This is a genomic window from Cryobacterium suzukii (genome assembly GCF_004403185.1).
GTDB classification, from domain to species: Bacteria; Actinomycetota; Actinomycetes; order Actinomycetales; family Microbacteriaceae; genus Cryobacterium; species Cryobacterium suzukii.
Window position 1 is genome coordinate 547,249 of sequence record NZ_SOHJ01000011.1, and the last position, 19,696, is coordinate 566,944.

Here is a 19,696-nt window from a genome sequence, read left to right on the forward strand (position 1 = left end):
ATCGGCGCGGGCGGCCGGGAGCTTCTGCCGGGCGTGTGGACGTCGAATTCGGGTTGGTCGCGTCGGCGGATGTCCGCACGCCGCGATAGCGGCCGGCGGCGTCGCCAATGGCGCGAATGGCGGCGCGGATTGTTAGCCTAAGCGGGTGCGTACTGACTTTGACCCCCGGAATCTGCCGCGTCGCGATTTCTACCGCCTGCTGAACTCACTCGTGGTGCCGCGGCCAATCGCGTGGGTGTCGAGTCGGTCCGCGGCGGGTGTCGACAATCTCGCGCCGCATTCATTCTTCACCGTGGCATCTGTTTCGCCGGCCATCGTTCAGTTCACCTCGGTGGGGGTGAAGGACACCGTGCGCAATATTCTGGCGACCGGAGATTTCGTGGTGAATTTCACGCCGGAGTCGCTGTTCGAAGAAGTCAACGCGACCGGCACTGACTTCGGGCCAACGGAGAGCGAGTTCGATCGCGCCGGGCTCACCAGGGAGCCGAGTGTGACCGTGGCCGCCATGCGGGTCGCCGAGTCCCCGGCGGCGATCGAGTGCCGCCTGCATTCCACGCTGGAGATGGGCGATTGCACGCTCGTGTTTGGCGAGGTCACGCACATCGCGGTGTCGTCGGCGGTGCTGGACGGGGAACATCCGCTCGTTGAGAAGCTGCGCCCGTTGTCACGCCTAGGCCTCGACGAATGGGGAACCATCGGCGAGGTCAAGGCGATCCGGCGAATCCGTGCGAGCGACTGGCCCCGCGAATTTCGGCCGAGAGAGCACTGATCATTTCGCCCGAACCGCATGATCGCGCCCGGTTCAGCTGGCCACTGCGCCGGTTATCGGGGCGCACACCCCAACCGGGCACGGCAACAGCCCGCGCCACGGCGAGCGGATGCGCCGTTCGCGCCGGCTAGGCGCCAGGCGGAAACAGTGCTTCGGCGAGCAGCGGACCGAGCTGGGCGCTCGCCTCGCGTACGAAGTGCTGTCCGTCGAAAAACACCGGCGTGTTGTCGATGAACGCCGGGCAAGTCTCGTCGACGCAGAGCCACGGAACGATGTCCACGTACTGGGCGAAGTCACCGAATTGCTCGATCGCGCCCCGCTCGCTCGCGATCACCTTCTGGTAGAGGCTCGACGGGCTGTAGGCGCAGTCGCCGGGGGCGCTCGTGAGGGTTTTGCACTCGGCGAACGGGGTGCTGGCCGGCGGCGGCGAGAGCACAGCGACATGGTCGGTCGACGCCTGCAACGCCGTGAGCGTGTCGGCGGTCGCGGTCTGCCACTCGGTGAGGGCTGCGGCTCCTTCGTTGCCGCTGGCGAGGCGCACGATGGATCCAGCCAGGCTCGACATGATGACGAGGTCGGGCGAGAGTCGAGCGACCTCCGTGTAGACCCAGGCATGGTGGTCGTCGCATTTGGCGGCCGACGCGTCGGAGGCGCTCTTGGCGGCGACCGAAATGTTCACGGCCGGGCAGGAGAACATGGTCAGGGACCGCACGTTGTAGCCGAGCGGTTCGAGGGCGGAGCGAATCGCGGGCATGTAGCTGATCGCCATGGAATCGCCGAGAAGCACCGCCGTTTTGGTCGCCGCCGGGTCGCCGTAGAGACAGCCGGCGGCGTTCTTCTCGCTGACCGAAAGACAGCCGTCGTCGACCCATTCCAGGGCGCCGGAGCTGTCACCGAGCACGTCGAATGCCGGGGTGGTATTGGGCCACGCCGTTGAGGCGAGAGCCGCAGCGATGGTGGCCTGCCGAGTGGCCAGCAGGGTGGCTGGCTCGGTGGTCGTCTCCACGCCCAAGTCGGCTCCAGCTCCGACCGGGGCTGGGTTCACCGACGGGCCTGACGGCGTGCCGCACCTCAGCCCGAGGAACGAGACCGAGACGAGAACGAGAGCCACCACTACGAGGGCACCGACCCAGGCCTGGGCCGGGGTGATTCCGGTGCGATGCTGGGGGAAAGGACGGCGCATCTGTTCTCGCCTTCGGGTTAGGGAGCTTTCGAGCCAGAGTGAGTGACGAATGGGGTCTTCAACGTAGTGGAAGGAGAACGCCGAGAGGGCGACCATGAGCAGCACGGCGAGCGGCAGGTAGAGCGGCGAATCGGTGGCGAAAACGGTCGCGAGCAGGATCACGACCGGAAAGTGCCAGAGATAGAGGGAGTAGGAGATCTTGCCGACATAGCGACTCACGGGGTTGGTCAGGGGGAACAACAGCCGCTGCTCAGGCTGCCCGATGCCTGCGGCGATCACGAGGGCAGCTCCCGCGACGGGCAGCAGGGCCCAGGGCGCTGGAAACGGTGAATCGCGGCTGATCAGTACGAGGCTGGCGACGATGAGGGCGAGGCCGAGCCAGGCGATCGGGGGGCGCACGCGTCGAGGCAGCTTCGCTAGGCGGGGCGCGGCGGCGGCCACGAATGCGCCGATTCCGAGCTCCCAGGCGCGGGCTCCGGTGGAGAAGTAGGCGATAGCGGGGCTAGTCGAGGTTTCGAAAAAACTCCAGGCCAGAAAGGCGAGGGTGATGGCGCCAGTGGTCGCTGCGACGAGCGTGATGATGGCCCGTGCGCTCAGCGTGCGGCGGCCAGCCAGGGCGAAGGTGACGATAAGCAGGAACGGCCAGACGAAGTAGAACTGTTCTTCCACCGCGAGCGACCAGTAGTGCTGAAGAGGGGAAACGGCGTTGGTGGCCTGCAGGTAATCGGTGCCGACCGCGGCGAAGTGCCAGTTGGCTACGAACAGTGCCGAGGAGATTCCATCCCACAGGGTGCTGAGGGCGCGGGCGCTCGGAAGCAGCAGGAATCCGACCGCCACGGTGACGACCAGCACGAGCAGTGAGACCGGCAGGATGCGCCGGATGCGCCGGCGATAGAAATCGACCAGGGAGATGCGGCCGGTGCGTGCATGTTCCTTGAGCAGGAGGCTCGTGATCAGAAACCCGGAGATCACGAAGAAGATGTCGACACCGATGAATCCGCCCGATGGCCAGCCGAACAGGTGGTCGAAAATGACCACGACCACGGCAACCGCGCGTAGGCCTTCGATGTCGCCGCGGAAGGTGCGGGTGGCGGATTTGCCGCCAGAGGGTCGGTCGGGTGCGCGCTTGCGCCGCTCCGCTGTGGACTGAACGGACATGTATAGCCTCCGACTCGGGTTTCGGAACTGGTACGCATGCGGCCCGACTTTCGGGCACGCCCTGCGATTATGACGTAATCTCAACTACCGGGGCAAACGCGCCGATATAGTTTTACTGCCCCGGACGAAAACTCGCCCCAAAGGCTGCGCCGCCGCAACGAGTCCCGCCGATGAACGTCCCCGGCGTGCCGCGCTGGGTGCCGTTCCGCTCGTGCACTCCCATCGGCTCTCAGCAACAGCCGGTGTTCACTGTTTAGGGTTGAAGACCGACCTGTCTTGGAGGACTCCTATGAAGTGCCCAACCGACTCCGCCACCCTCGTGATGAGCGAACGAAGCGGCGTAGAAATTGACTACTGCCCGGAATGCCGCGGAGTCTGGCTCGACCGCGGTGAGCTTGACAAGATCATTGATCGTGCCGAAAAGGAATTCGCGGCTGCGGCGCCCGCTCCGGCTGCCAACGCTGCACCGGTGATTGTCGCTGTACCCCAGCAACAGCAGTATCCGGATGCTCGCACTCGGGCCCCGCAGTATGGCGAGCGCAACGACGACCGCGACCGCGGGTACGACCGGGATCGCGACCGTGATCATCGGGACGGTTATCGCCCGAAGAAGAAGGAAAGCTGGCTCGGAGACCTTTTCGGCTAGGCCAAGAAGACTCGGAGTTAATCATGGCGTGGAGTGATACCACTCAACCACGTGCACACGGCTCGGCGAGCGTGGTTGGCGCAGCATGACCCCAACATTTGCGTTCACGCTCGCCGGGGCATCCGCTCTCATCTTTCTGGCACGGCTAGTGATGCCCCGGCTCCCCCTGGCCAAGCACGCGGTCAGGCTGTCGGTGGTCGACACCGTCCTGCTCGTGGGCGGCGTTGGTGGTCTGGCCTTCCATTGCGCCGCCATGTTTTATCGGCCTATTTTCGACGGGACGCCCTTTGGGCCTCTGGTGGATATGGTCAACGACATGAATGTTGCGAGCATCATTCTGTACGTTGTTCCGGCGGTGCTGGTTCTGATCGGCGTGCGCAGGCAGCATTGGGTGTCACTGGCGGTTCTGGCGCTGGCCTTGCTCTTCGTCGGAGTCACCATGTACGCGGGGAGCCCGCTGAACGTGCATCTTGGCGCCATCTTTGTCGCTGTTGTCGCTCTCGTGAGTCAGATTGCGCTCTTGGCCATAGCGCCGTGGCGACGGGCAGCGAGACCGTAGCGGGCGCGAGCACGCCGGGCTCCCCGGTCAGGACAGGTGCACGGCCCCAAGGGCGAGCGCTGCAATCAGTACCCACGACAGCAGCCCGACAGCGAGCGGCCGACCACCCGTGCGCATGAGCGTAACGAGGTTGACGGCCGTGCCGAGGGCAAAGAGTGCCATCGCCAGCAGCCCGGTCTGAACAACCTCGGCGGCAACCAGCACTGGCTCTGGCAGGGGAATCAGCGTGCGCACCAACATCGCCACGATGAAGCCAGCGACGAAAAGCGGAACGATCGGTGGGCGCTTCGCCAAGCCTTTCCGAGCATCAGGGCTCCCGGCAGTGGCCATGAGGGCGGCATCCGCTGGCCGGTGACGTTCCACGATCGACGCAACCGCGACGATCGGGGCGAGCATGAGCACCCGAGTGAGTTTAACGACGAGGGCCACGGCGAGCGCGGATGATCCGGCGATTTGCGCGGTCGCCACGACCTGACCGACATCGTGCACACCGGCACCGACCCAGTGACCGAATTGCAGTGCGCTCAAGCCGAGCGGATGCCACAGCAACGGCAACACGGCGATGGCGAGGGTTCCGCACAGGGTCACCAACGCGATCGGGGTGGCCGTCTCTTCGTCTTTGGCCTTGACGACGCCGCTCATGGCGCCGATCGCCGAGGCGCCGCAGATGCTGAATCCGGTGGCAATGAGCAGGGGTTGATGCCCGGGCAGGCCGAACCAACGACCGAGGCCGAGAGTGCCGACGAAGGTAAGAAGCACGATTGCGACGGTGGTGGCAATCGTCACCCAGCCGAGCGCCGCAATGTCGACGAGGCTGAGCTTGAGACCGAGCAGCACGATTCCCAGCTGCATAAGTGGTTTGGCGGCGACGGACAGGCCGGCCGCGAGAGCCCCGGCGAGCGCCGGGCGTGCTGCGGGGAGCTGGCCGACGACGATTCCGAGCACAACGGCCATGGTAAGGAGAGGAACGGCCGGTGCGACGGTGTGCACGCCCCAGGCCGAGGCGGCGGCGAGGGCCGCCACGAGTATTCCCCGAAGCCACATTCAGACAAGTCTAGGCGGGCGCCCAGTGATTCTCGGGCTCCTCCCCTGTTCTGGGCCCGGGCCCGGAACCTCGCGCGGCATCCCGAAATGCCCGGGCCCAGGTTCTGACCGTGGGCCCAGGTTATAGGCTGGGCCCACGGTCATAAGGTGGGCCCAGCCACGGGCACCCTGTTCATAAGGTGTGCAGAAATAGGCGGGGACGGGACCGCGCTACGGGCGACCGAGGCCGTGGTAGGTCCAGCCGGCAGCACGCCAGGCCTCAGGGTCGAGAGCGTTGCGGCCGTCGACCACAGTCTTCGTTTTCACGAGCGCACCGGCCCACACCGGATCGAGATGCCTAAACTCGGGCCACTCGGTGACGAGCACGACGGCATCGGCCCCCCGCAGGGTGTCCTCGAGAGATTCTGAATACTCCAACTGCGGATGCCGCGCCCGTGAGTTCTCGATGGCCTGCGGGTCGGTCGCCACGACGTCGGCCCCCAGTCCGCGCAACTGCACGGCCACGTCGAGCGCCGGCGAGTCACGCACGTCGTCGGAGTGCGGCTTAAAACTGAGGCCGAGCACCGCGACCTTGGCGTTGTAGACGGAGTCGCCGAGCGCCCCGACGGTGAGATCGACCACACGTTGGCGACGACGCAGGTTGATCTTGTCGATCTCCTTGAGGAAGGCCACGGATTCGCCGCGCCCCAACTCTTCGGCGCGCGCGGTGAAGGCGCGAATATCTTTGGGCAGGCAGCCGCCGCCGAAACCGACGCCGGCACCCAAGAAGCGACGACCGATGCGGCCGTCGTAGCCGATGGCATCCGCCAGCTGCGTCACATCGGCGCCGGTGACCTCGGCGATCTCGGCCATGGCATTGATGAAGCTGATCTTGGTCGCGAGAAACGCATTTGCGGCGACTTTGACGAGCTCGGCGGTGGCGTAGTCGGTTATGACGAGGGGGGTGTCGGCGGCGAGTGCTGTGGCGTAGATCTCGTTGAGGAGCTCCGTGGCGTGCTCGCCCAGTGAACCGGGGGCGACCCCGTAGACCAGTCGGTCGGGGCTGATGGTGTCCTGCACGGCGAATCCCTCGCGCAGAAACTCGGGGTTCCACGCCAGCGACGCGCCGCTGCCGGCTTCGATGAGGCCCGCGAGGCGCGCGGCGGTTCCTACCGGCACCGTGCTCTTGCCTACGACGAGATCGCCGTCGGACAGGTGCGGAATGAGCGATTCGATCGAGGCATCCACGTAGCGCAGGTCGGCACTGTAACCGCCGGGCTTCTGCGGGGTCCCGACGGCGATGAAGTGCACCCGAGAGCCAGCGGCATCCGCTATGTCGGTGCTGAAACGCAGCCGGCCACTGTTCATGGCCGACGTGAGAACCTCGGGAAGTCCGGGTTCGAAGAAGGGGGGCTTGCCGATGGCGAGTTGGGCGATCTTGGCGGCGTCGACGTCGATTCCAACGACATCGTGTCCCAGTTCGGCCATCGCCGACGCGTGCACGGCACCCAGGTAGCCGCATCCAATGACAGAAATTCTCATTTATTCCTCTCGGTCATCCCAGAGCCTACTGGGCGCGCAGGGCCAGCGTCCGCTCGCGCTCGCACGTGACGCCGGTAGATTTCGCGACACGCCGTGATTCGGGGACAAAATGGCCGGCGAGTCGCACCTTTACCGGCGTTACATACCCGCGGATGCCGCTACGTTGTACGCGCCAGCAGGTACTTGTTCAGGGTCTCCGTGAGCGTTTGATCGGCCGGAAACGGCTCGCCGTCGAGGGCGACAACGGATACGGCCAGGCGCACGCTGGAGACGAGCCAGGCGGCATCCGCTTGGCGAAGTTCCTCGACCGTGACGTCGCGGTATTCAACGACCATGCCCTGCGTGCGTAGGTAGTCGAACATGCTCTGCTGAGTGGTACCGTGCAGAATGGCGCCGCTCGGTGCGGGCGTGACGTACTCGCCGTTGATCCGCAACACAACGCTTGAGGTTGGGCCTTCCATTACGAAGCCGTCGGTGGTGAGAAAGATGGTGTCGTCGGCGCCACGACGGCGGGCCTCGCGAAGAGCCGCCATGTTCACCGCATAGCTGAGGGTTTTCGCACCCATCAGCAGCCAGGGAGCTTTCTCGGCGACCCCGCGCGGGTAGCCGCGGTCGAGCGTGATAACCCGCACGCCGTTACCGCGCACGACGCTGAAGTCCGCCGCCGCGACCGCGTGCAGCCAGGCGGTCGGCGCCGGGCCGTGCTCGACGCCGCGACTGAGCACAAATTTGAGAGCGATCTCACCCCGCTGCGGAATGCGCTCGACTGCATAGGCGATCGCGGCACGCCACTGCTCGGCGTTCGGCAGCGGCAGCTCGCAGATGCGTGCGGAGTTGCGCAGCCGGCTGATGTGCGGCCCCACCTCCTGGGGGTGGCCGTTGACGACGGCGAGGGTCTCGAAGATGCCGTCCCCGCGCTGGGTGCTGAGCTCCCCCACGCGCAGTGCCGGGGCAGACGAATCCATCTCGTGGAACGTATCGGCAAAATCCTGCTGCAGCGAGTCAGCGGGCACGGGGTCAATCAGCAGCGTGAAGGGCAGTCTCATGCCCTGAGCCTAGTTGGGCATCCGCTCACGGCACGCACAGGCGGATGCTGCCGACACGCTAGCTCTGGAAGGCGAGGATTGGATCGGTCGTCGGCTGGTCGGATCCGCCGCTGGGCTCAACCGTTAGGCCGACTTGGTCGCCGGCATGCATCGTGCCGTCGAGTACGCGCCAGGCTGTGCTGTCGCCGCTCGAGTCAAAGGTTCCAGCCGAAGCCGCGCCCTCGCCATTGATGTACCAAAGTTGGTAGTCCTGGTCGCTCGGCAGCACCGGCAAGTTGTCGACGAGCACCGCGGAGATTCCGAGCTTGTTCGACCAGACCAGAGTGGCTTCCTGGCCGTCGGCGGTTGTCGTGGCGGCGCGCTGAGAATCGTTGGCCGCGTTGATCTGGGCAAGCCCGGAGGCCTGCTGCGACGCGAACTGGTTGGTGTTGAGCGTTTGGCCGAGGAAGGTTCCACCGACGAACAGCGCAACCGCAGCAGCGGCGGCCAGCATAATCTGCGCCGGGCGTTGAAACCACCGGGCCTGGGCACGTTCGGTCGCCGGCGCTGAGCGGTGCCGGCTGTTGGCTGCACCGTTTCTTGAGCGGATGTCCGCGACGGCCGACGGCGCGTCGGCAGACAGACCCTTGGCGGTCGCCGGAGGCGTGCCGAGCACGCCGGGTGTGGTCGGAGCCGCGGTCGTCGCGACAGCGGAGGCTGCGGCATCCGCTGGGTCTGGGCCAGCGACGCGCGGCAGGGGGGGAAGTTGCGGGGTCGACGCGAGCAGGGACATGAGGTTGGCCTTGACCGCGGCCGAGGGCTGCACGGGTGCCACAGCGAGGCCGAGGGCCACAGCGGTGTCGTTCAACTCGGCAGCCTCGATGCGCGCCCGCTCGGATTCGGCGAGGTGCGCTTCGAAAGTGGCCGTGTCGTCAGCGTCGAGGGCGTGCAGGGCGTACGCGCCGGCAAGATCGGCGGGGTGCTGCTCGGTACGGCTACTCATGATGCCACGCCCAATTCGTCGCGCAGGCGGATCAGCCCGTCGCGGAGCCGCGTTTTCACGGTGCCCAAAGGAATGTGGAGCATGTCGGCGACCTCGCTGTGACTGAACCCGCCGTAGTACGCGAGGCTGACAGCCTGACGCTGCAGCTGTGTCAATCGAGTCATCGCCTTCTCCACCCTTTCATGTTCGATTCGTACTTCAACGGTTTCGGCTACGTGATCGTAGGCAACGGCCAGGTCACGGATTCCGATTTTGGTATCGCGGTCACGTCCGGCCTGCGATGACCGGATTCGGTCGACCGCTCGGCGGTGTGCCATGGTGAGGATCCAGGTGCTCGCACCACCACGCGTTGGTTCGTAACGTGCGGCCGACTGCCAGATCTCCAGAAAAATCTCCTGGGTCACTTCCTCCGACTGCGCGTGGTCGACAAGCAGACGCTTGACCAGGCCAAGCACCCTCGGGGCGATCTGGTCATATAGTTCTCCGAAGGCCGATTGGTCGCCGTGGGCTACTCGAGCAAGCAGCTCCTCCTTGGTGGCAGGTGCTGGCGGCGCGAGGTCTCCGGCGGAATCAACAGTCATGAGATCTAGCATGTCAGGTCTCGTCCCGTTCCATGACTAGGGTTCGGTGCGAAGTACCCATTGGATTGGTCGATAGGAGAAATCGTCCGCAAGAAAAGCGGATGCCTTCGGCCAGATTCGCGTCGCCGCGGCCGGAATGCAGAAGGTCGGGCCGCAGAGCACCTCTCGGCGCGAGGCCGCTCGAAGCGGCGAATAATGGAACCCGGGATTACTGCGGCCCGACCAGCTTCCAGTGTATTCGAACGGGGCGGTCGGCGTCGAATGTTCGCCGCTGGCGCACAGGGAATATGCCGTGCGGGGCTATTCGAGCAAGTCGCGGCGCCAGAGACGCGCACAGGCCGCGAACTCGGCGGCGGTCGTGGAGAAGCGCAACGCACGAGTGGTCAGCTCCGAGGAGCGGTGCGGCTCGGTCAGTTCGAAATCGTCGGCGATGCTCGTGGCCCCGACCGCCGTGACCCGGCAATACGCGGCGCCGCGGTCCAGCGCTACCGCGAAGTCTCCGGTGAACAGTCCGCGCAGAATCTCATCCGCGAGAGTCATGATCTCGGCCGGACCGGTGGGCACGGCGGCGCCCGCGACCAGCGGATCGATCGTTGCTGCGGCATCCGTTCCTCGTTGGTAGAGGTAGGCGCAACCTTCGGGATCCTGCCGAATCAGCATGCGGATGAGGTAAATGCGCCACAGCGCACCCGGCAGGCTACGCGGTGTGGCCCGCGACCACAGTTCGGCGACCGCGTCGATGCCGTTTTCATCGGTGTAGGCGACGAGGCGCTCGACCGTCTCGGGGTCGGGGTCGCTGCGCACGCGGTTCAGCAGGGCTTGCGCGGTCTCGTGGGCGACCCGGCTGATAGCGGCGGGATCGTCGCCACCCTGAAATGCCTCGAATTTGTTCGCGGAGAACAGGGTGGGCTTGTGGAAGTTGTCTGCCATGGCGGTTCTCCTCGTTTCGGTGCGCGCTCGGGTGGCGTTTTTTGTTGCCCTCCACGCTACCGAGAAAAGCTGAGCGTGAATCCAAGGTAGATTAGAACCCACGGGCCTCTAGCTCAGTTGGTAGAGCAAAGGACTTTTAATCCTTGGGTCGTCGGTTCGAGCCCGACGGGGCCCACAATGATCGCGCAGGTCGCTGACGAAGATGCGCACCGAACCCTTTGAATTCGGTGCGCATCTTCGTCAGCGAGGCCGGTCGTGCCGAGGTCGCAGATCCAAGTTTGAACCTGCGCCGCCTAGTGAGCGCGCCGCAGATTCGGTGGCTTCGAGCAAGGCCTGTGCAGCATCTGCACCGAGCCTCTGCTGAAGAGTTCGTTCCCAGGCCGCGACGATTTCACGAATGCGCACGAGTTTATGACGACCCCGGTCGGAGACATGCACTGTGATTCGTCTGCGATCGGTGACGGTCGGCAAGCGATAGGCACAAGCCGTGTCTTCGAGTGCGTCCACCGTTCGGCTCAGGCTTGCATTCGCCATACCCGATGCCTCCGCCAGCTCTCCCATCGTCGGCGAGTCGAGCCTCTCTAAGATCTCCAAAATTCGCCACTGATCGGGAGTAGAGCCTTCTTCCGATAGAGCAATCGTCAACCCGAGCGCTAAACGTCGTTCGAGGTCGGACAGCGTCCAGACCAACTCCGCCAGTGGGGCCGCGAATTCTGACCCGGGGCCAGCACCGTGCGAGTCCTCGGCCATTCCACTCCTCGGCGGGTACATGCGATGGGACTGGTTATTTGTCAGGCGTAATAATGGTCCTATGACGCCACCGGTCAGCATATTACTCCCGAGCGAAGTTCTGCTGAGCGGCCCCGCTCCACACGCGCTTCGACTAGGGCTGCTCGCGCCGCTGTCAGGTTTACTGGGCGTGGCTGGCCCGGCAATCATCAATTGCGCCATCCTGGCCGGGGAGGAAATCGCTCGAGCCACCGAGACGGTCCTGGAACTCGTCTTAGTCGATGCCGGCGGAATGCCAGAGACCGTTGCGCGCGAAGTCGACCTCCTGGTCGGAGCAGGGCTGGTCAATGGCCTGGTCGGAACCCACACGTCCAATGTTCGAGTGGCCGTGGAAGCGCGAGTGGCCGATCGAGTGCCCTACGTTTTCACTCCGCCGCACGACTTCAGCCGGGCCAGCGCCGGGAGCGTCTTTCTCGGCAGCGACCCCAAGGAACATCTGCGCCAGCCGATCGCCTGGTTGGCCAGAAATCGACGGATAACGCGATGGGCGCTCATTGGTAGTGACTATGTTTGGCCGCGTCAAGTACACCGAGCGGCGACTACGGTGCTGCGGGAGCTCGGGCAGCGCATCGTGCTGGATCGACTCGTGCCGATGGGCCAGGTAGATACCGCCGAACTCGTGGCGGCCACTCGGCATGCAGGCGCCGACGCGATCCTGGTCTCGCTGGTTGGGCGCGATGGTATCGAATTTCATCGTGGAGTCACCGAGCTGGATGCCGGCCAGTCCTTCTTAAGGTTGTGCACCGCCCTGGACGAAAATTGTCTGATCGCGGTCGGCGGCGACTCAAGTGGTGAACTGTATTCCGCGATGCCCACCTTCCTGCAGCAGGGTGATGATCGACACCTGCGGTTGCTGGAATCTTACGTCGCACGCTTCGGGCTCACGGCACCCCTTCCTGGTTCCTACGCCGAGGGATGCTACGACGGCGTGCATGTGCTGGCCGCCCTGTGCCTGAGTGGCCTGCTCGCAACCAACTCGGCCGCCAGCGCTGCCGAACAATTATTCGCCGCCAGCACGGGCATTCCTCGCGATGGTTCGGAGCTGGGATTCGACCTCTCTCGCCACCCGATGCGCTTGGCGCGTGCCAATGACACCGATCTGGAGATTGTCGGGATGCCCAGCGGGGTGTAGCCTGATGAAAATTTCCACTCGGAAACAATGACGTCTGTCGACGACGATTGGACCACGCGTGAGCACCACGACCAACCCTGGTGGCACGGCCACTTCCGGTATTGAACAATTTGGTTACAAGCAGGAGTTGAAGAGAACGCTGACGTTCAGCGACCTCATCATCTACGGCCTGATTTTCATGGTACCTATCGCACCGTTCGCCATCTTCGGCGGTGTCTTCCACGATTCGGGCGGGATGCCGCCGGTCGCGTACATCATCGCGTTGATCGCCATGATGTTCTCGGCCAATTCGTACTCGCAAATGGCCCAGGCCTTCCCGATGGCCGGATCCGTTTACACCTACGCCGGTCGCGGAATCAACCGCCCCGTCGGCTTCATCGCCGGTTGGATGATTCTGCTCGACTACATCCTCATTCCGACCCTGCTGTATTTTGTCGCTGCCATCGCGATGAACGGAATCATCAGCCAGATCCCGATTTGGCTGTGGCTGATTCTCTTCGTTGCCCTGAACACGGTGATCAACTACCTGGGCATCCACCTTGCCGCCGTCGTGATCCGCGTCATGCTGGTGCTCGAACTTTTGGTGCTCGCCATCTTTCTGGTTGTTGGCCTTGTCGCCGTTTCACAGGGCAAGGGCCAGGGATTCAGCCTCGACGCGTTCTACAATGCGGAAACATTTTCCCTCCCACTGCTCTTTGGTGCCGCTTCCATCGCTGTGTTGTCGTTCCTCGGCTTCGACGGAATCTCCACCCTGGCCGAAGAAAACAGCGGCAGCAGCAAATCTCTCGGTCGCTCCATGATCGCCGCGCTCTGCCTGCTGGGCGTTTTGTTCATCGCCCAGACCTGGGTAGCGTCGATGCTGGTGGAAGACCCAGCAGCCCTCATCGCCAACGGTGACCCGGCGGGAGTGGCCTTCTACGAGGCGGCCGCTGTCGCTGGCGGACCGTTCATGTATATCCTGACCGCAGCCTCAACGGCCATCGCTTGGGGTTTTGCCAATGCACTCGTCGCTCAGGCATCGACGTCCCGCCTGCTGTACGCGATGGCGCGCGACCGTCAGCTGCCTAAATTCCTCGCCAAGGTGAGCGAGAAGCACAGCGTACCGGTCAACGCAACATTTCTGGTCGCCGCGATTTCCCTCATCCTGGGACTGTTCCTGACCGTTCTGCCGGACGGACTCGGTGCCATCGCCGCTCTGGTCAACTTCGGCGCTTTGACGGCATTCCTGCTGCTGAATGTGTCGGTCGTGTGGTGGTTCATCGTGAGGCAGAAATCCCGGCGTTGGTTCGTGCACCTGGTTTTCCCGGTGCTGGGATTCGTGGTTCTCTCGTTCGTGCTCTATAACGCCCGAGTATCCGCCCAGATCCTCGGCGTGGCCTGGCTGATCCTGGGGATTGTGGTCGCGGCTGTACTCTACAAATCGGGTCGCATGACCAACCCTGTCCCCGTCGAGTCTGCACAGACGGAGGTACGGTAGCTCTCATGGCAGTTCACCAGCTCACTCCGCTCCCCGAACAGTATTCCTATGTGTTCGGGGAGCGTGCTCCCCTACTGAGCGTGCGACCCGGCGACATCATCGAGGTCAGCACGGAGGACTGCTTTGGCGGACGGGTAACGAATCCGCAGGACGTTCCCAGCCAAATCGTGCCGTTCAACGAACTCAATCCTGTCTCCGGTCCGATCGAGGTGGTCGGTGCGGAACCCGGTGATCTGCTGGCCGTACATTTCGTTTCCATCGTCCCGGCGCGCCAATACGCCATCTCAAGCACTTTCCCCCTCTTTGGTGCGCTCTCCGCCACGCATGAGACGGCGATGCTGCACGAGCCGCTCGAGGAGCGGGTGTGGTTTTACGACATCGATTTGGATGCCTGGACGGCTACTTTTCGCGCAAAAAACTCGGACTACGCGCTGGCTCTCCCGCTCGATCCCATGCATGGAACGGTGGGTGTTGCACCGGCAGGCGGTGAGGTTCGGTTGGTTGTGACGCCCTCCACCCACGGCGGCAACATGGACACACCGGAAGCGCGAGCCGGAACAACTCTCTATCTTCCGGTCAATGTCGCTGGGGCGATGCTTTCGCTCGGAGATGGTCACGCGCGTCAGGGCGAGGGCGAGGTGTGTGGCACCGGGCTGGAATCGGCGATGAACTCGGTTATCGCCCTCGACCTGATCAAGGGCGGCGCCTCGGCGTGGCCCCGGCTCGAGAACGATGAGTTCATCATGAGCACGGGGTCAGCGCGCCCACTGGAGGACGCCTTCCGGATCAGCCAAAAAGATCTCGTGAGCTGGGCATCCGATCTCACCGGTCTCGACACTCTCGATGCGTACCAGCTCGTCAGCCAAATGGGACTCGCGCCGGCCGCAAACGTGTGCGATCCCAACTACACGATGGTGGCGAAACTGCCCAAGTGGACTCTGAAGGACGCACAGGCCTACGGCGGAGTCCACTCTCGATTGCGCGCCGCGGCCGCGGAATATACAGCGGCACAATAGCCCTGCACTTGCCAGTGATAAGGGGCCGGCGCCGCTCTCACAATCCGCAAAACCGCCACCACACGGAGGCTACGAAGCAGAGGTTTTAGAGTTCGTAGCGGTGGCGAATGTGGTGGCGATCGGCGCTGGCCTGCCAGAATTCGATCTCGGTCGGGTGCAGGGCGTACAACTGCCACTGGGGATTCTCGTGACCGTCTGCCCCTGGGCGTTCAGCCCAGGCGAGAGCGGATGCCGCAGCGTCGAGCGTTGTCACCGCACCGACGAGACGCACCTGCCGACCCACCTGGGGCCAGTAGAAGTTCATGGCTGCCCGGGGGTTGCCGTTGAGTTCCTCGCCCTTGCGGGAGGTGCACATACTCGCGAAGTGCCAGGCGGCGGGCTGCGGCGGGAGTGCATCGGCTTCGGTAGCGGCGCTGGGAGCAGAACCGGACGACGCTGCGGCCGGGCCAGGAGCGGCCTGGATGTCTTTCAGGATGAGCATGCGCGACGAGATGACCCCGTGGACCGTGGCCGTCGCGAGGCTGAAGGCGTGCGGCTGCGGCACGCCAGCTGCGAGCGCATGCTCGAACCACTGCAGAAAGAGCGCCACGGGATCAGCCGGGGTCCGCGTCAAGTCGAAGAAAGGGAGGTGGTCCGGAAAATCCGGAAGGGCGCGCAGTCGGTGACGCAACGATTCACTCACGGGGCGAGCCTAATGCCTTCTGCTTTCTTCGCGGTGAGCTACGTCGCGACATCGACGCGGCCGAGCCGGGTGCCGGCCCAGGCGGTCAGTGCGTTTCGTGAATTTGGCGCCCTTCGAAAGCCGCTGAAAATTGAGTCTGCTCCGAATGAGGATCCCTGAATACCACGCCGCGAATTTCAGCTGATTCGCAGTCTTGCTGCTCAAATCAGCGCGGCGACCGCGTGCGCGAGGGTGAAGATGGCCAGCCCGGCGAGGGCACCGACCACGGTTCCGTTGATGCGAATGAACTGCAGGTCGCGGCCCACCTGCAGTTCGATCTTCGCGGCCGTCTCTGCGGCCGGCCAGCGCTCCACGGTTTCGGTGATCACCCCGGCGATCTCGTGGCGATAGTTGGAGATGACGTGACTGGCGGTGTCGGCAAGCCAGCGGTCGATGCGGGAGCCGAGCGCGGCATCCGTTGTGAGACGGTCGCCGATGTCGTGCAGGGTCGAGCGGATGCCCACCAGCAGCGCGCTGGCCGGGTCGTCGAGCGCCTGCGTGAGGGAGGCTTTGATGGCCTCCCAAGTATCGCCGGCGAACTCGCGCAGCTTGGCATTATCGAGAACCTCGGCCTTGAGATTTTCGACGCGGTTGATCATGGCCTGCTCATATTGCAGGTCGTGCATAACCTCGCTCAGATAGTCGTCCAGTGCCTTTCGCACGGGATGCTGCCGGTCGCGGCGGGCGGACGCCACAAAAGCGAGTACCTCACGGTAGGCCTTGTCGTCGACGAGCTTGTCGACGAATCCGGGCAGCCAGGTGGGCAATCGCTGCGACACCACGCGGCCGAACGCTTCGGGGTGGTCGCGCAGCCAGCCATCGGCGCGGTCGAGCAGCAGGTCGACGGCCGCGTGCTGCTGCCCGCTCGTGACCAGCCGTTCCCCCACCCGACCGAGGCTTGGGCCCCACTCTGGTTGGATCAGGTGTTCGCGCGCGACGGATTCGATGAGGTTTTTGATGGCGTCATCACCGAGCAGATTGAGCACGCCCTGGCCGGCGACAGCGAGCTCGTCGGTGAGCCTTTCAACGTTCTTGTCGTCGCTCAGCCAGTCGCCGAGGCGGCGGGCTGGTTTTACCGATTCGAGTTTGCCGCGGATGACCGACTCGGAGAGAAAATTGGTCTCGACGAACTCGCCGAGGCTCGCGCCGATCTCGTCCTTGCGGTTGGCGATGATGTTGGTATGCGGAATGCGCAGGCCCATCGGGTAACGAAACAGGGCGGTCACGGCGAACCAGTCGGCGATCGCGCCGACCATGCCGCCCTCCGCGGCGGCGCGCACGTATTCGAGCCAGGGGTAGCGGTCTTGCAGGGCGAACGAAACCGTGAAGATGATGGCCATGAGGGCCAGCAGGCCGGCCGCGAGTCGCTTCATGCGGGTGAGCGCGGTGCGGCGGGCGGTGTCGTTCAGGGATTCGGCGGGGGGTGCCGTGGATATGCTCTGCGCCATGACTTAAGCCTGCCCGATTGCGCGGCAGAGTGGTGCTCATTCATGCGCGTTCCGCGCGAATGCGATACGTGGGGTGCACGCTATTGACGGGCTTCGCCCACGCGGCAACGAGCGCTGCAGCGGCAAAGGTGCTCATCGGCACCGAAACCAACACCTTTGTATACCCTTAGGGGGTATGCTTCAAGAGTAGTTACAGATTCGAATCGAGGAATGACATGACACGGCCCAACTCGAACCACGGCCCGCACGGCAGCACGGCTCACCTAGAGCCCGACCACACGACCATGGACCACGGCACCATGAACCACGGCACTATGAATCACGGCGGGCACGACGGGCACGACGATCATGTCGGGCAGTTCCGGCGTTTGTTCTGGACCATGCTCGTCATCGCGGTGCCCGTTGTGGCATTCAGCCACATGTTCGGGTCGCTCGTCGGGTATGCACTTCCGGGCATCGCTGGCGTGGCCTGGATCTCCCCCGTACTCGGAACGGTCATGTATGTCTGGGGCGGCCGACCTTTCCTCACCGGAGCGGTGTCCGAGCTGAAGTCCCGCAAGCCCGGAATGATGCTGCTGATCGCCTTGGCGATCACGGTCGCCTTTCTCGCCTCCTGGGGCGCGAGCCTCGGCCTCATCGACGCCGAGCTCGATTTCTGGTGGGAACTCGCGCTGTTGATCGTGATCATGCTGCTCGGCCACTGGATCGAAATGCGCTCGCTGGCGCAGACATCCACTGCACTGGAATCGCTCGCTGCGCTCCTGCCCGATGAGGCCGAGCGGGTCGAGGGCGATGGCCTCGTTAGCGAGCACAATGTCGTGGTCTCACCGAGCGACCTGGTGCTCGGCGACCTCGTCGTGGTGCGGCCGGGCGGGCGGGTGCCGGCCGACGGACAGATTACCGAGGGCACGGCCGACGTCGACGAATCGATGATCACCGGCGAATCACGGCCGGTACGGCGCTCGCGCGGCGACCAGGTGGTGGCCGGTACGGTCGCGACCGATTCGGCTCTGCGGGTGCGCGTGAGCGCCGTCGGCGATGACACCGCGCTGGCTGGAATCCAGCGGCTCGTTACCGAGGCGCAGAACTCATCGTCGCGGGCGCAGCGCATCGCCGACAAGGCCGCCGGCTGGCTGTTCTGGTTCGCGCTGGGCTCCGGCGCCCTGACCGCGATCGTCTGGACGCTGCTCGGCCAGCCGCAGGACGCCGTCGTGCGCACGATCACCGTGCTCGTGATCGCCTGCCCGCACGCCCTCGGGCTGGCGATTCCACTCGTGGTATCGATCGCCACCGAACGCGCAGCGAAGGGCGGTGTGCTGATCAAGGATCGCCTCGCCCTCGAGAGCATGCGCCAGGTCACCTCGGTATTGTTCGACAAGACCGGCACGCTCACCAGGGGCGAGCCGACGGTCAGTCACGTGGCCGTCGCAAGCAGCCAGGCGGATGCCGCGGCGAGCGCCGCCGGCGCCCCTCAGGCTGACTCCGCTCCGGGTTCGGCTTCGGCTGGGGCTGGAGCTCCCGCTGCGGCTTCGGCCGCGGCCCCGCTCACTGCGGACGAGGTACTTGCCTGGGCGGCCGCGGTGGAAGGTGACAGTGAGCATCCGCTTGCCCGCGCCATTGTGACAGCCGCGCGCAACCGCGGACTGACCGTGCCACGGGCGAGCGAATTTCAGACTGCGGCGGCGGTCGGCGTGACCGCCCTGGTCGACGGGCACAGCGTGAGCGTCGGCGGGCCGAGCATGCTCGACGAACACGGGGCGGCGCCGCAGGCCGAGACCGTGGCGTGGCAGAGCCAGGGCGCGATCATCCTGCACGTGCTGCGCGACGGTGAGGTCGTCGGTGCGATCGGCCTCGCCGATGAAATCCGCGAGGAGTCGCGGCAGGCGGTGGATGCCCTGCACCGACGGGGCATCGAGGTTGTCATGATCACCGGCGACGCCCAGGCCGTGGCCGAGTCGGTCGCAGCCGAGCTCGGCATCGACCGGGTGTTCGCGAACGTGCATCCGGAGGACAAGGCGCGCAAAGTAGCCGAGCTGCAGCGCGAGGGCCGCCGCGTGGCAATGGTCGGCGACGGAGTGAACGACGCCCCGGCGCTCGCGCAGGCCGATGTCGGCATTGCGATCGGCGCCGGGACCGACGTGGCGATCGCGTCGGCGGGGGTCATTCTCGCGAGCGACGATCCGCGGTCGGTGCTCTCGGTGATCGAGTTGTCGCGGGCAAGCTACCGCAAGATGAGGCAGAATCTCTGGTGGGCGGCCGGGTACAACCTGCTGTCGGTTCCGCTCGCCGCGGGTGTGCTCGCGCCGATCGGCTTCGTGCTCCCGATGGAGATCGGTGCCCTGCTCATGTCGGTGTCGACCGTGGTCGTCGCCCTGAACGCGCAGCTGCTGCGCCGCCTCGATCTGCGCCCGGAGGCGAGTGTGCGCGAGCCGTAGGCCGCGCCGAAGCCAGGAGCCCTGCGCTCGCGTCACCGACCCGTGAGTTTCATTTACCGACCCGTGAGTCGTGCGCCCATTTAAACGATTCAGCGCCCCGAAAGTCACGGCTCGCCGAACGCTGCGGGCGAAAACTCACGGCTCGGCGATCTCGCGCGCGAGCGGTTGCTTCACGCGCATTGCCGCGGCATCCGCTCGCCGGGCCCACCTTATGTCCGCGGGCCCAGTTTATAAACTGGGCCCGTGGACGGGGCCCGGG

The 19,696-nt window shown here is 64.9% G+C and carries 17 protein-coding genes and 1 tRNA gene; 8 read left to right on the plus strand and 10 right to left on the minus strand.

The window, feature by feature from the left end:
• Positions 1 to 145 precede the first annotated feature (145 nt).
• Positions 146 to 769, plus strand: coding sequence for a flavin reductase family protein (locus E3T39_RS12235; protein ID WP_134515650.1), 624 nt, complete (start codon positions 146 to 148; stop codon positions 767 to 769).
• 127 nt (positions 770 to 896) lie between these two features.
• Here the strand turns inward: E3T39_RS12235 and E3T39_RS12240 are convergent, their stop codons facing one another.
• Positions 897 to 3,110 (minus strand): acyltransferase family protein, encoded by a 2,214-nt coding sequence (locus E3T39_RS12240; RefSeq protein ID WP_134515652.1) that lies wholly within the window; start codon positions 3,108 to 3,110, stop codon positions 897 to 899.
• Between the two features lie 289 nt (positions 3,111 to 3,399).
• Between E3T39_RS12240 and E3T39_RS12245 the strand changes: the two genes are divergently transcribed.
• Together E3T39_RS12245 and E3T39_RS12250 are read left to right on the plus strand one after the other, a co-directional pair.
• Entirely contained in the window at positions 3,400 to 3,756 is a 357-nt protein-coding gene (locus E3T39_RS12245; RefSeq protein ID WP_134515654.1) for a TFIIB-type zinc ribbon-containing protein, read from the plus strand.
• An 85-nt stretch (positions 3,757 to 3,841) separates the two neighbouring features.
• A complete protein-coding gene (locus E3T39_RS12250; protein WP_134515656.1) occupies positions 3,842 to 4,315 on the plus strand; it encodes a hypothetical protein in 474 nt (157 codons plus the stop codon).
• A gap of 27 nt (positions 4,316 to 4,342) precedes the next feature.
• Here the strand turns inward: E3T39_RS12250 and E3T39_RS12255 are convergent, their stop codons facing one another.
• From E3T39_RS12255 to E3T39_RS12280, 6 genes are all read right to left on the minus strand, one after another.
• The gene (locus tag E3T39_RS12255; RefSeq protein ID WP_134515658.1) at positions 4,343 to 5,359 is read right to left on the minus strand and encodes a YeiH family protein; all 1,017 of its coding nucleotides are present in this window, start codon (positions 5,357 to 5,359) and stop codon (positions 4,343 to 4,345) included.
• A 210-nt stretch (positions 5,360 to 5,569) separates the two neighbouring features.
• The gene (locus tag E3T39_RS12260) at positions 5,570 to 6,880 is read right to left on the minus strand and encodes a UDP-glucose dehydrogenase family protein (protein ID WP_134515660.1); all 1,311 of its coding nucleotides are present in this window, start codon (positions 6,878 to 6,880) and stop codon (positions 5,570 to 5,572) included.
• A 158-nt stretch (positions 6,881 to 7,038) separates the two neighbouring features.
• Complete coding sequence (locus E3T39_RS12265; RefSeq protein WP_134515662.1) at positions 7,039 to 7,926, minus strand: aminodeoxychorismate lyase; 888 nt, start codon at positions 7,924 to 7,926, stop codon at positions 7,039 to 7,041.
• Positions 7,927 to 7,984: 58 nt separating this feature from the next.
• A complete protein-coding gene (locus tag E3T39_RS12270) occupies positions 7,985 to 8,908 on the minus strand; it encodes an anti-sigma factor (protein WP_134515664.1) in 924 nt (307 codons plus the stop codon).
• Positions 8,905 to 9,489: a sigma-70 family RNA polymerase sigma factor gene (locus E3T39_RS12275; RefSeq protein WP_241979674.1), complete on the minus strand. Its 585-nt coding sequence runs from the start codon at positions 9,487 to 9,489 to the stop codon at positions 8,905 to 8,907. The genes E3T39_RS12270 and E3T39_RS12275 overlap by 4 nt, the downstream gene beginning before the upstream one ends.
• Positions 9,490 to 9,789: 300 nt before the next feature.
• Positions 9,790 to 10,419 (minus strand): DNA-directed RNA polymerase subunit beta, encoded by a 630-nt coding sequence (locus E3T39_RS12280; protein WP_134515668.1) that lies wholly within the window; start codon positions 10,417 to 10,419, stop codon positions 9,790 to 9,792.
• Positions 10,420 to 10,521: 102 nt separating this feature from the next.
• Here E3T39_RS12280 and E3T39_RS12285 point away from each other — a divergent pair.
• Positions 10,522 to 10,594 (plus strand) — tRNA-Lys (locus E3T39_RS12285).
• Between the two features lie 65 nt (positions 10,595 to 10,659).
• Here the strand turns inward: E3T39_RS12285 and E3T39_RS12290 are convergent.
• Positions 10,660 to 11,169 carry a MarR family winged helix-turn-helix transcriptional regulator gene (locus E3T39_RS12290; RefSeq protein ID WP_166784121.1) on the minus strand — a complete coding sequence of 170 codons (510 nt, stop codon included), beginning with the start codon at positions 11,167 to 11,169 and terminating at the stop codon, positions 10,660 to 10,662.
• A 61-nt stretch (positions 11,170 to 11,230) separates the two neighbouring features.
• Between E3T39_RS12290 and E3T39_RS12295 the strand changes: the two genes are divergently transcribed.
• Genes E3T39_RS12295 through E3T39_RS12305 form a run of 3 tightly spaced genes read left to right on the plus strand, consistent with a single transcriptional unit; the run spans position 11,231 to position 14,833 of the window.
• Positions 11,231 to 12,340 carry an ABC transporter substrate-binding protein gene (locus E3T39_RS12295; protein ID WP_255455929.1) on the plus strand — a complete coding sequence of 370 codons (1,110 nt, stop codon included), beginning with the start codon at positions 11,231 to 11,233 and terminating at the stop codon, positions 12,338 to 12,340.
• Positions 12,341 to 12,398: 58 nt separating this feature from the next.
• Positions 12,399 to 13,817, plus strand: a complete 1,419-nt coding sequence (locus tag E3T39_RS12300; protein WP_241979675.1) for an APC family permease — start codon at positions 12,399 to 12,401, stop codon at positions 13,815 to 13,817.
• A 5-nt stretch (positions 13,818 to 13,822) separates the two neighbouring features.
• On the plus strand, positions 13,823 to 14,833 hold the full coding sequence (locus tag E3T39_RS12305) for an acetamidase/formamidase family protein (RefSeq protein ID WP_134515674.1): 1,011 nt from the start codon (positions 13,823 to 13,825) through the stop codon (positions 14,831 to 14,833).
• Positions 14,834 to 14,918: 85 nt separating this feature from the next.
• Here E3T39_RS12305 and E3T39_RS12310 read toward each other — a convergent pair whose 3' ends face one another.
• The gene (locus E3T39_RS12310; RefSeq protein WP_134515676.1) at positions 14,919 to 15,515 is read right to left on the minus strand and encodes a pyridoxamine 5'-phosphate oxidase family protein; all 597 of its coding nucleotides are present in this window, start codon (positions 15,513 to 15,515) and stop codon (positions 14,919 to 14,921) included.
• 200 nt (positions 15,516 to 15,715) lie between these two features.
• The gene (locus E3T39_RS12315; RefSeq protein ID WP_134515678.1) at positions 15,716 to 17,002 is read right to left on the minus strand and encodes a DUF445 domain-containing protein; all 1,287 of its coding nucleotides are present in this window, start codon (positions 17,000 to 17,002) and stop codon (positions 15,716 to 15,718) included.
• 215 nt (positions 17,003 to 17,217) lie between these two features.
• On the opposite strand from E3T39_RS12315, the gene E3T39_RS12320 reads away from it, so the two are divergent.
• Positions 17,218 to 19,437 (plus strand): HAD-IC family P-type ATPase, encoded by a 2,220-nt coding sequence (locus tag E3T39_RS12320; RefSeq protein WP_134515680.1) that lies wholly within the window; start codon positions 17,218 to 17,220, stop codon positions 19,435 to 19,437.
• Positions 19,438 to 19,696 lie beyond the last annotated feature (259 nt).

Bases quoted from the DNA above. Each gene is read 5' to 3' on its own strand.
- E3T39_RS12315 (WP_134515678.1), bottom strand. From the start codon at position 17,002: ATGGCGCAGAGCATATCCACGGCACCCCCCGCCGAATCCCTGAACGAC.
- E3T39_RS12270 (WP_134515664.1), bottom strand. From the start codon at position 8,908: ATGAGTAGCCGTACCGAGCAGCACCCCGCCGATCTTGCCGGCGCGTAC.
- E3T39_RS12295 (WP_255455929.1), top strand. From the start codon at position 11,231: ATGACGCCACCGGTCAGCATATTACTCCCGAGCGAAGTTCTGCTGAGC.
- E3T39_RS12250 (WP_134515656.1), top strand. From the start codon at position 3,842: ATGACCCCAACATTTGCGTTCACGCTCGCCGGGGCATCCGCTCTCATC.
- E3T39_RS12290 (WP_166784121.1), bottom strand. From the start codon at position 11,169: ATGGCCGAGGACTCGCACGGTGCTGGCCCCGGGTCAGAATTCGCGGCC.
- E3T39_RS12245 (WP_134515654.1), top strand. From the start codon at position 3,400: ATGAAGTGCCCAACCGACTCCGCCACCCTCGTGATGAGCGAACGAAGC.
- E3T39_RS12240 (WP_134515652.1), bottom strand. From the start codon at position 3,110: ATGTCCGTTCAGTCCACAGCGGAGCGGCGCAAGCGCGCACCCGACCGA.
- E3T39_RS12305 (WP_134515674.1), top strand. From the start codon at position 13,823: ATGGCAGTTCACCAGCTCACTCCGCTCCCCGAACAGTATTCCTATGTG.
- E3T39_RS12260 (WP_134515660.1), bottom strand. From the start codon at position 6,880: ATGAGAATTTCTGTCATTGGATGCGGCTACCTGGGTGCCGTGCACGCG.
- E3T39_RS12275 (WP_241979674.1), bottom strand. From the start codon at position 9,489: ATGACTGTTGATTCCGCCGGAGACCTCGCGCCGCCAGCACCTGCCACC.
- E3T39_RS12255 (WP_134515658.1), bottom strand. From the start codon at position 5,359: ATGTGGCTTCGGGGAATACTCGTGGCGGCCCTCGCCGCCGCCTCGGCC.
- E3T39_RS12320 (WP_134515680.1), top strand. From the start codon at position 17,218: ATGACACGGCCCAACTCGAACCACGGCCCGCACGGCAGCACGGCTCAC.
- E3T39_RS12280 (WP_134515668.1), bottom strand. From the start codon at position 10,419: ATGGCAGACAACTTCCACAAGCCCACCCTGTTCTCCGCGAACAAATTC.
- E3T39_RS12265 (WP_134515662.1), bottom strand. From the start codon at position 7,926: ATGAGACTGCCCTTCACGCTGCTGATTGACCCCGTGCCCGCTGACTCG.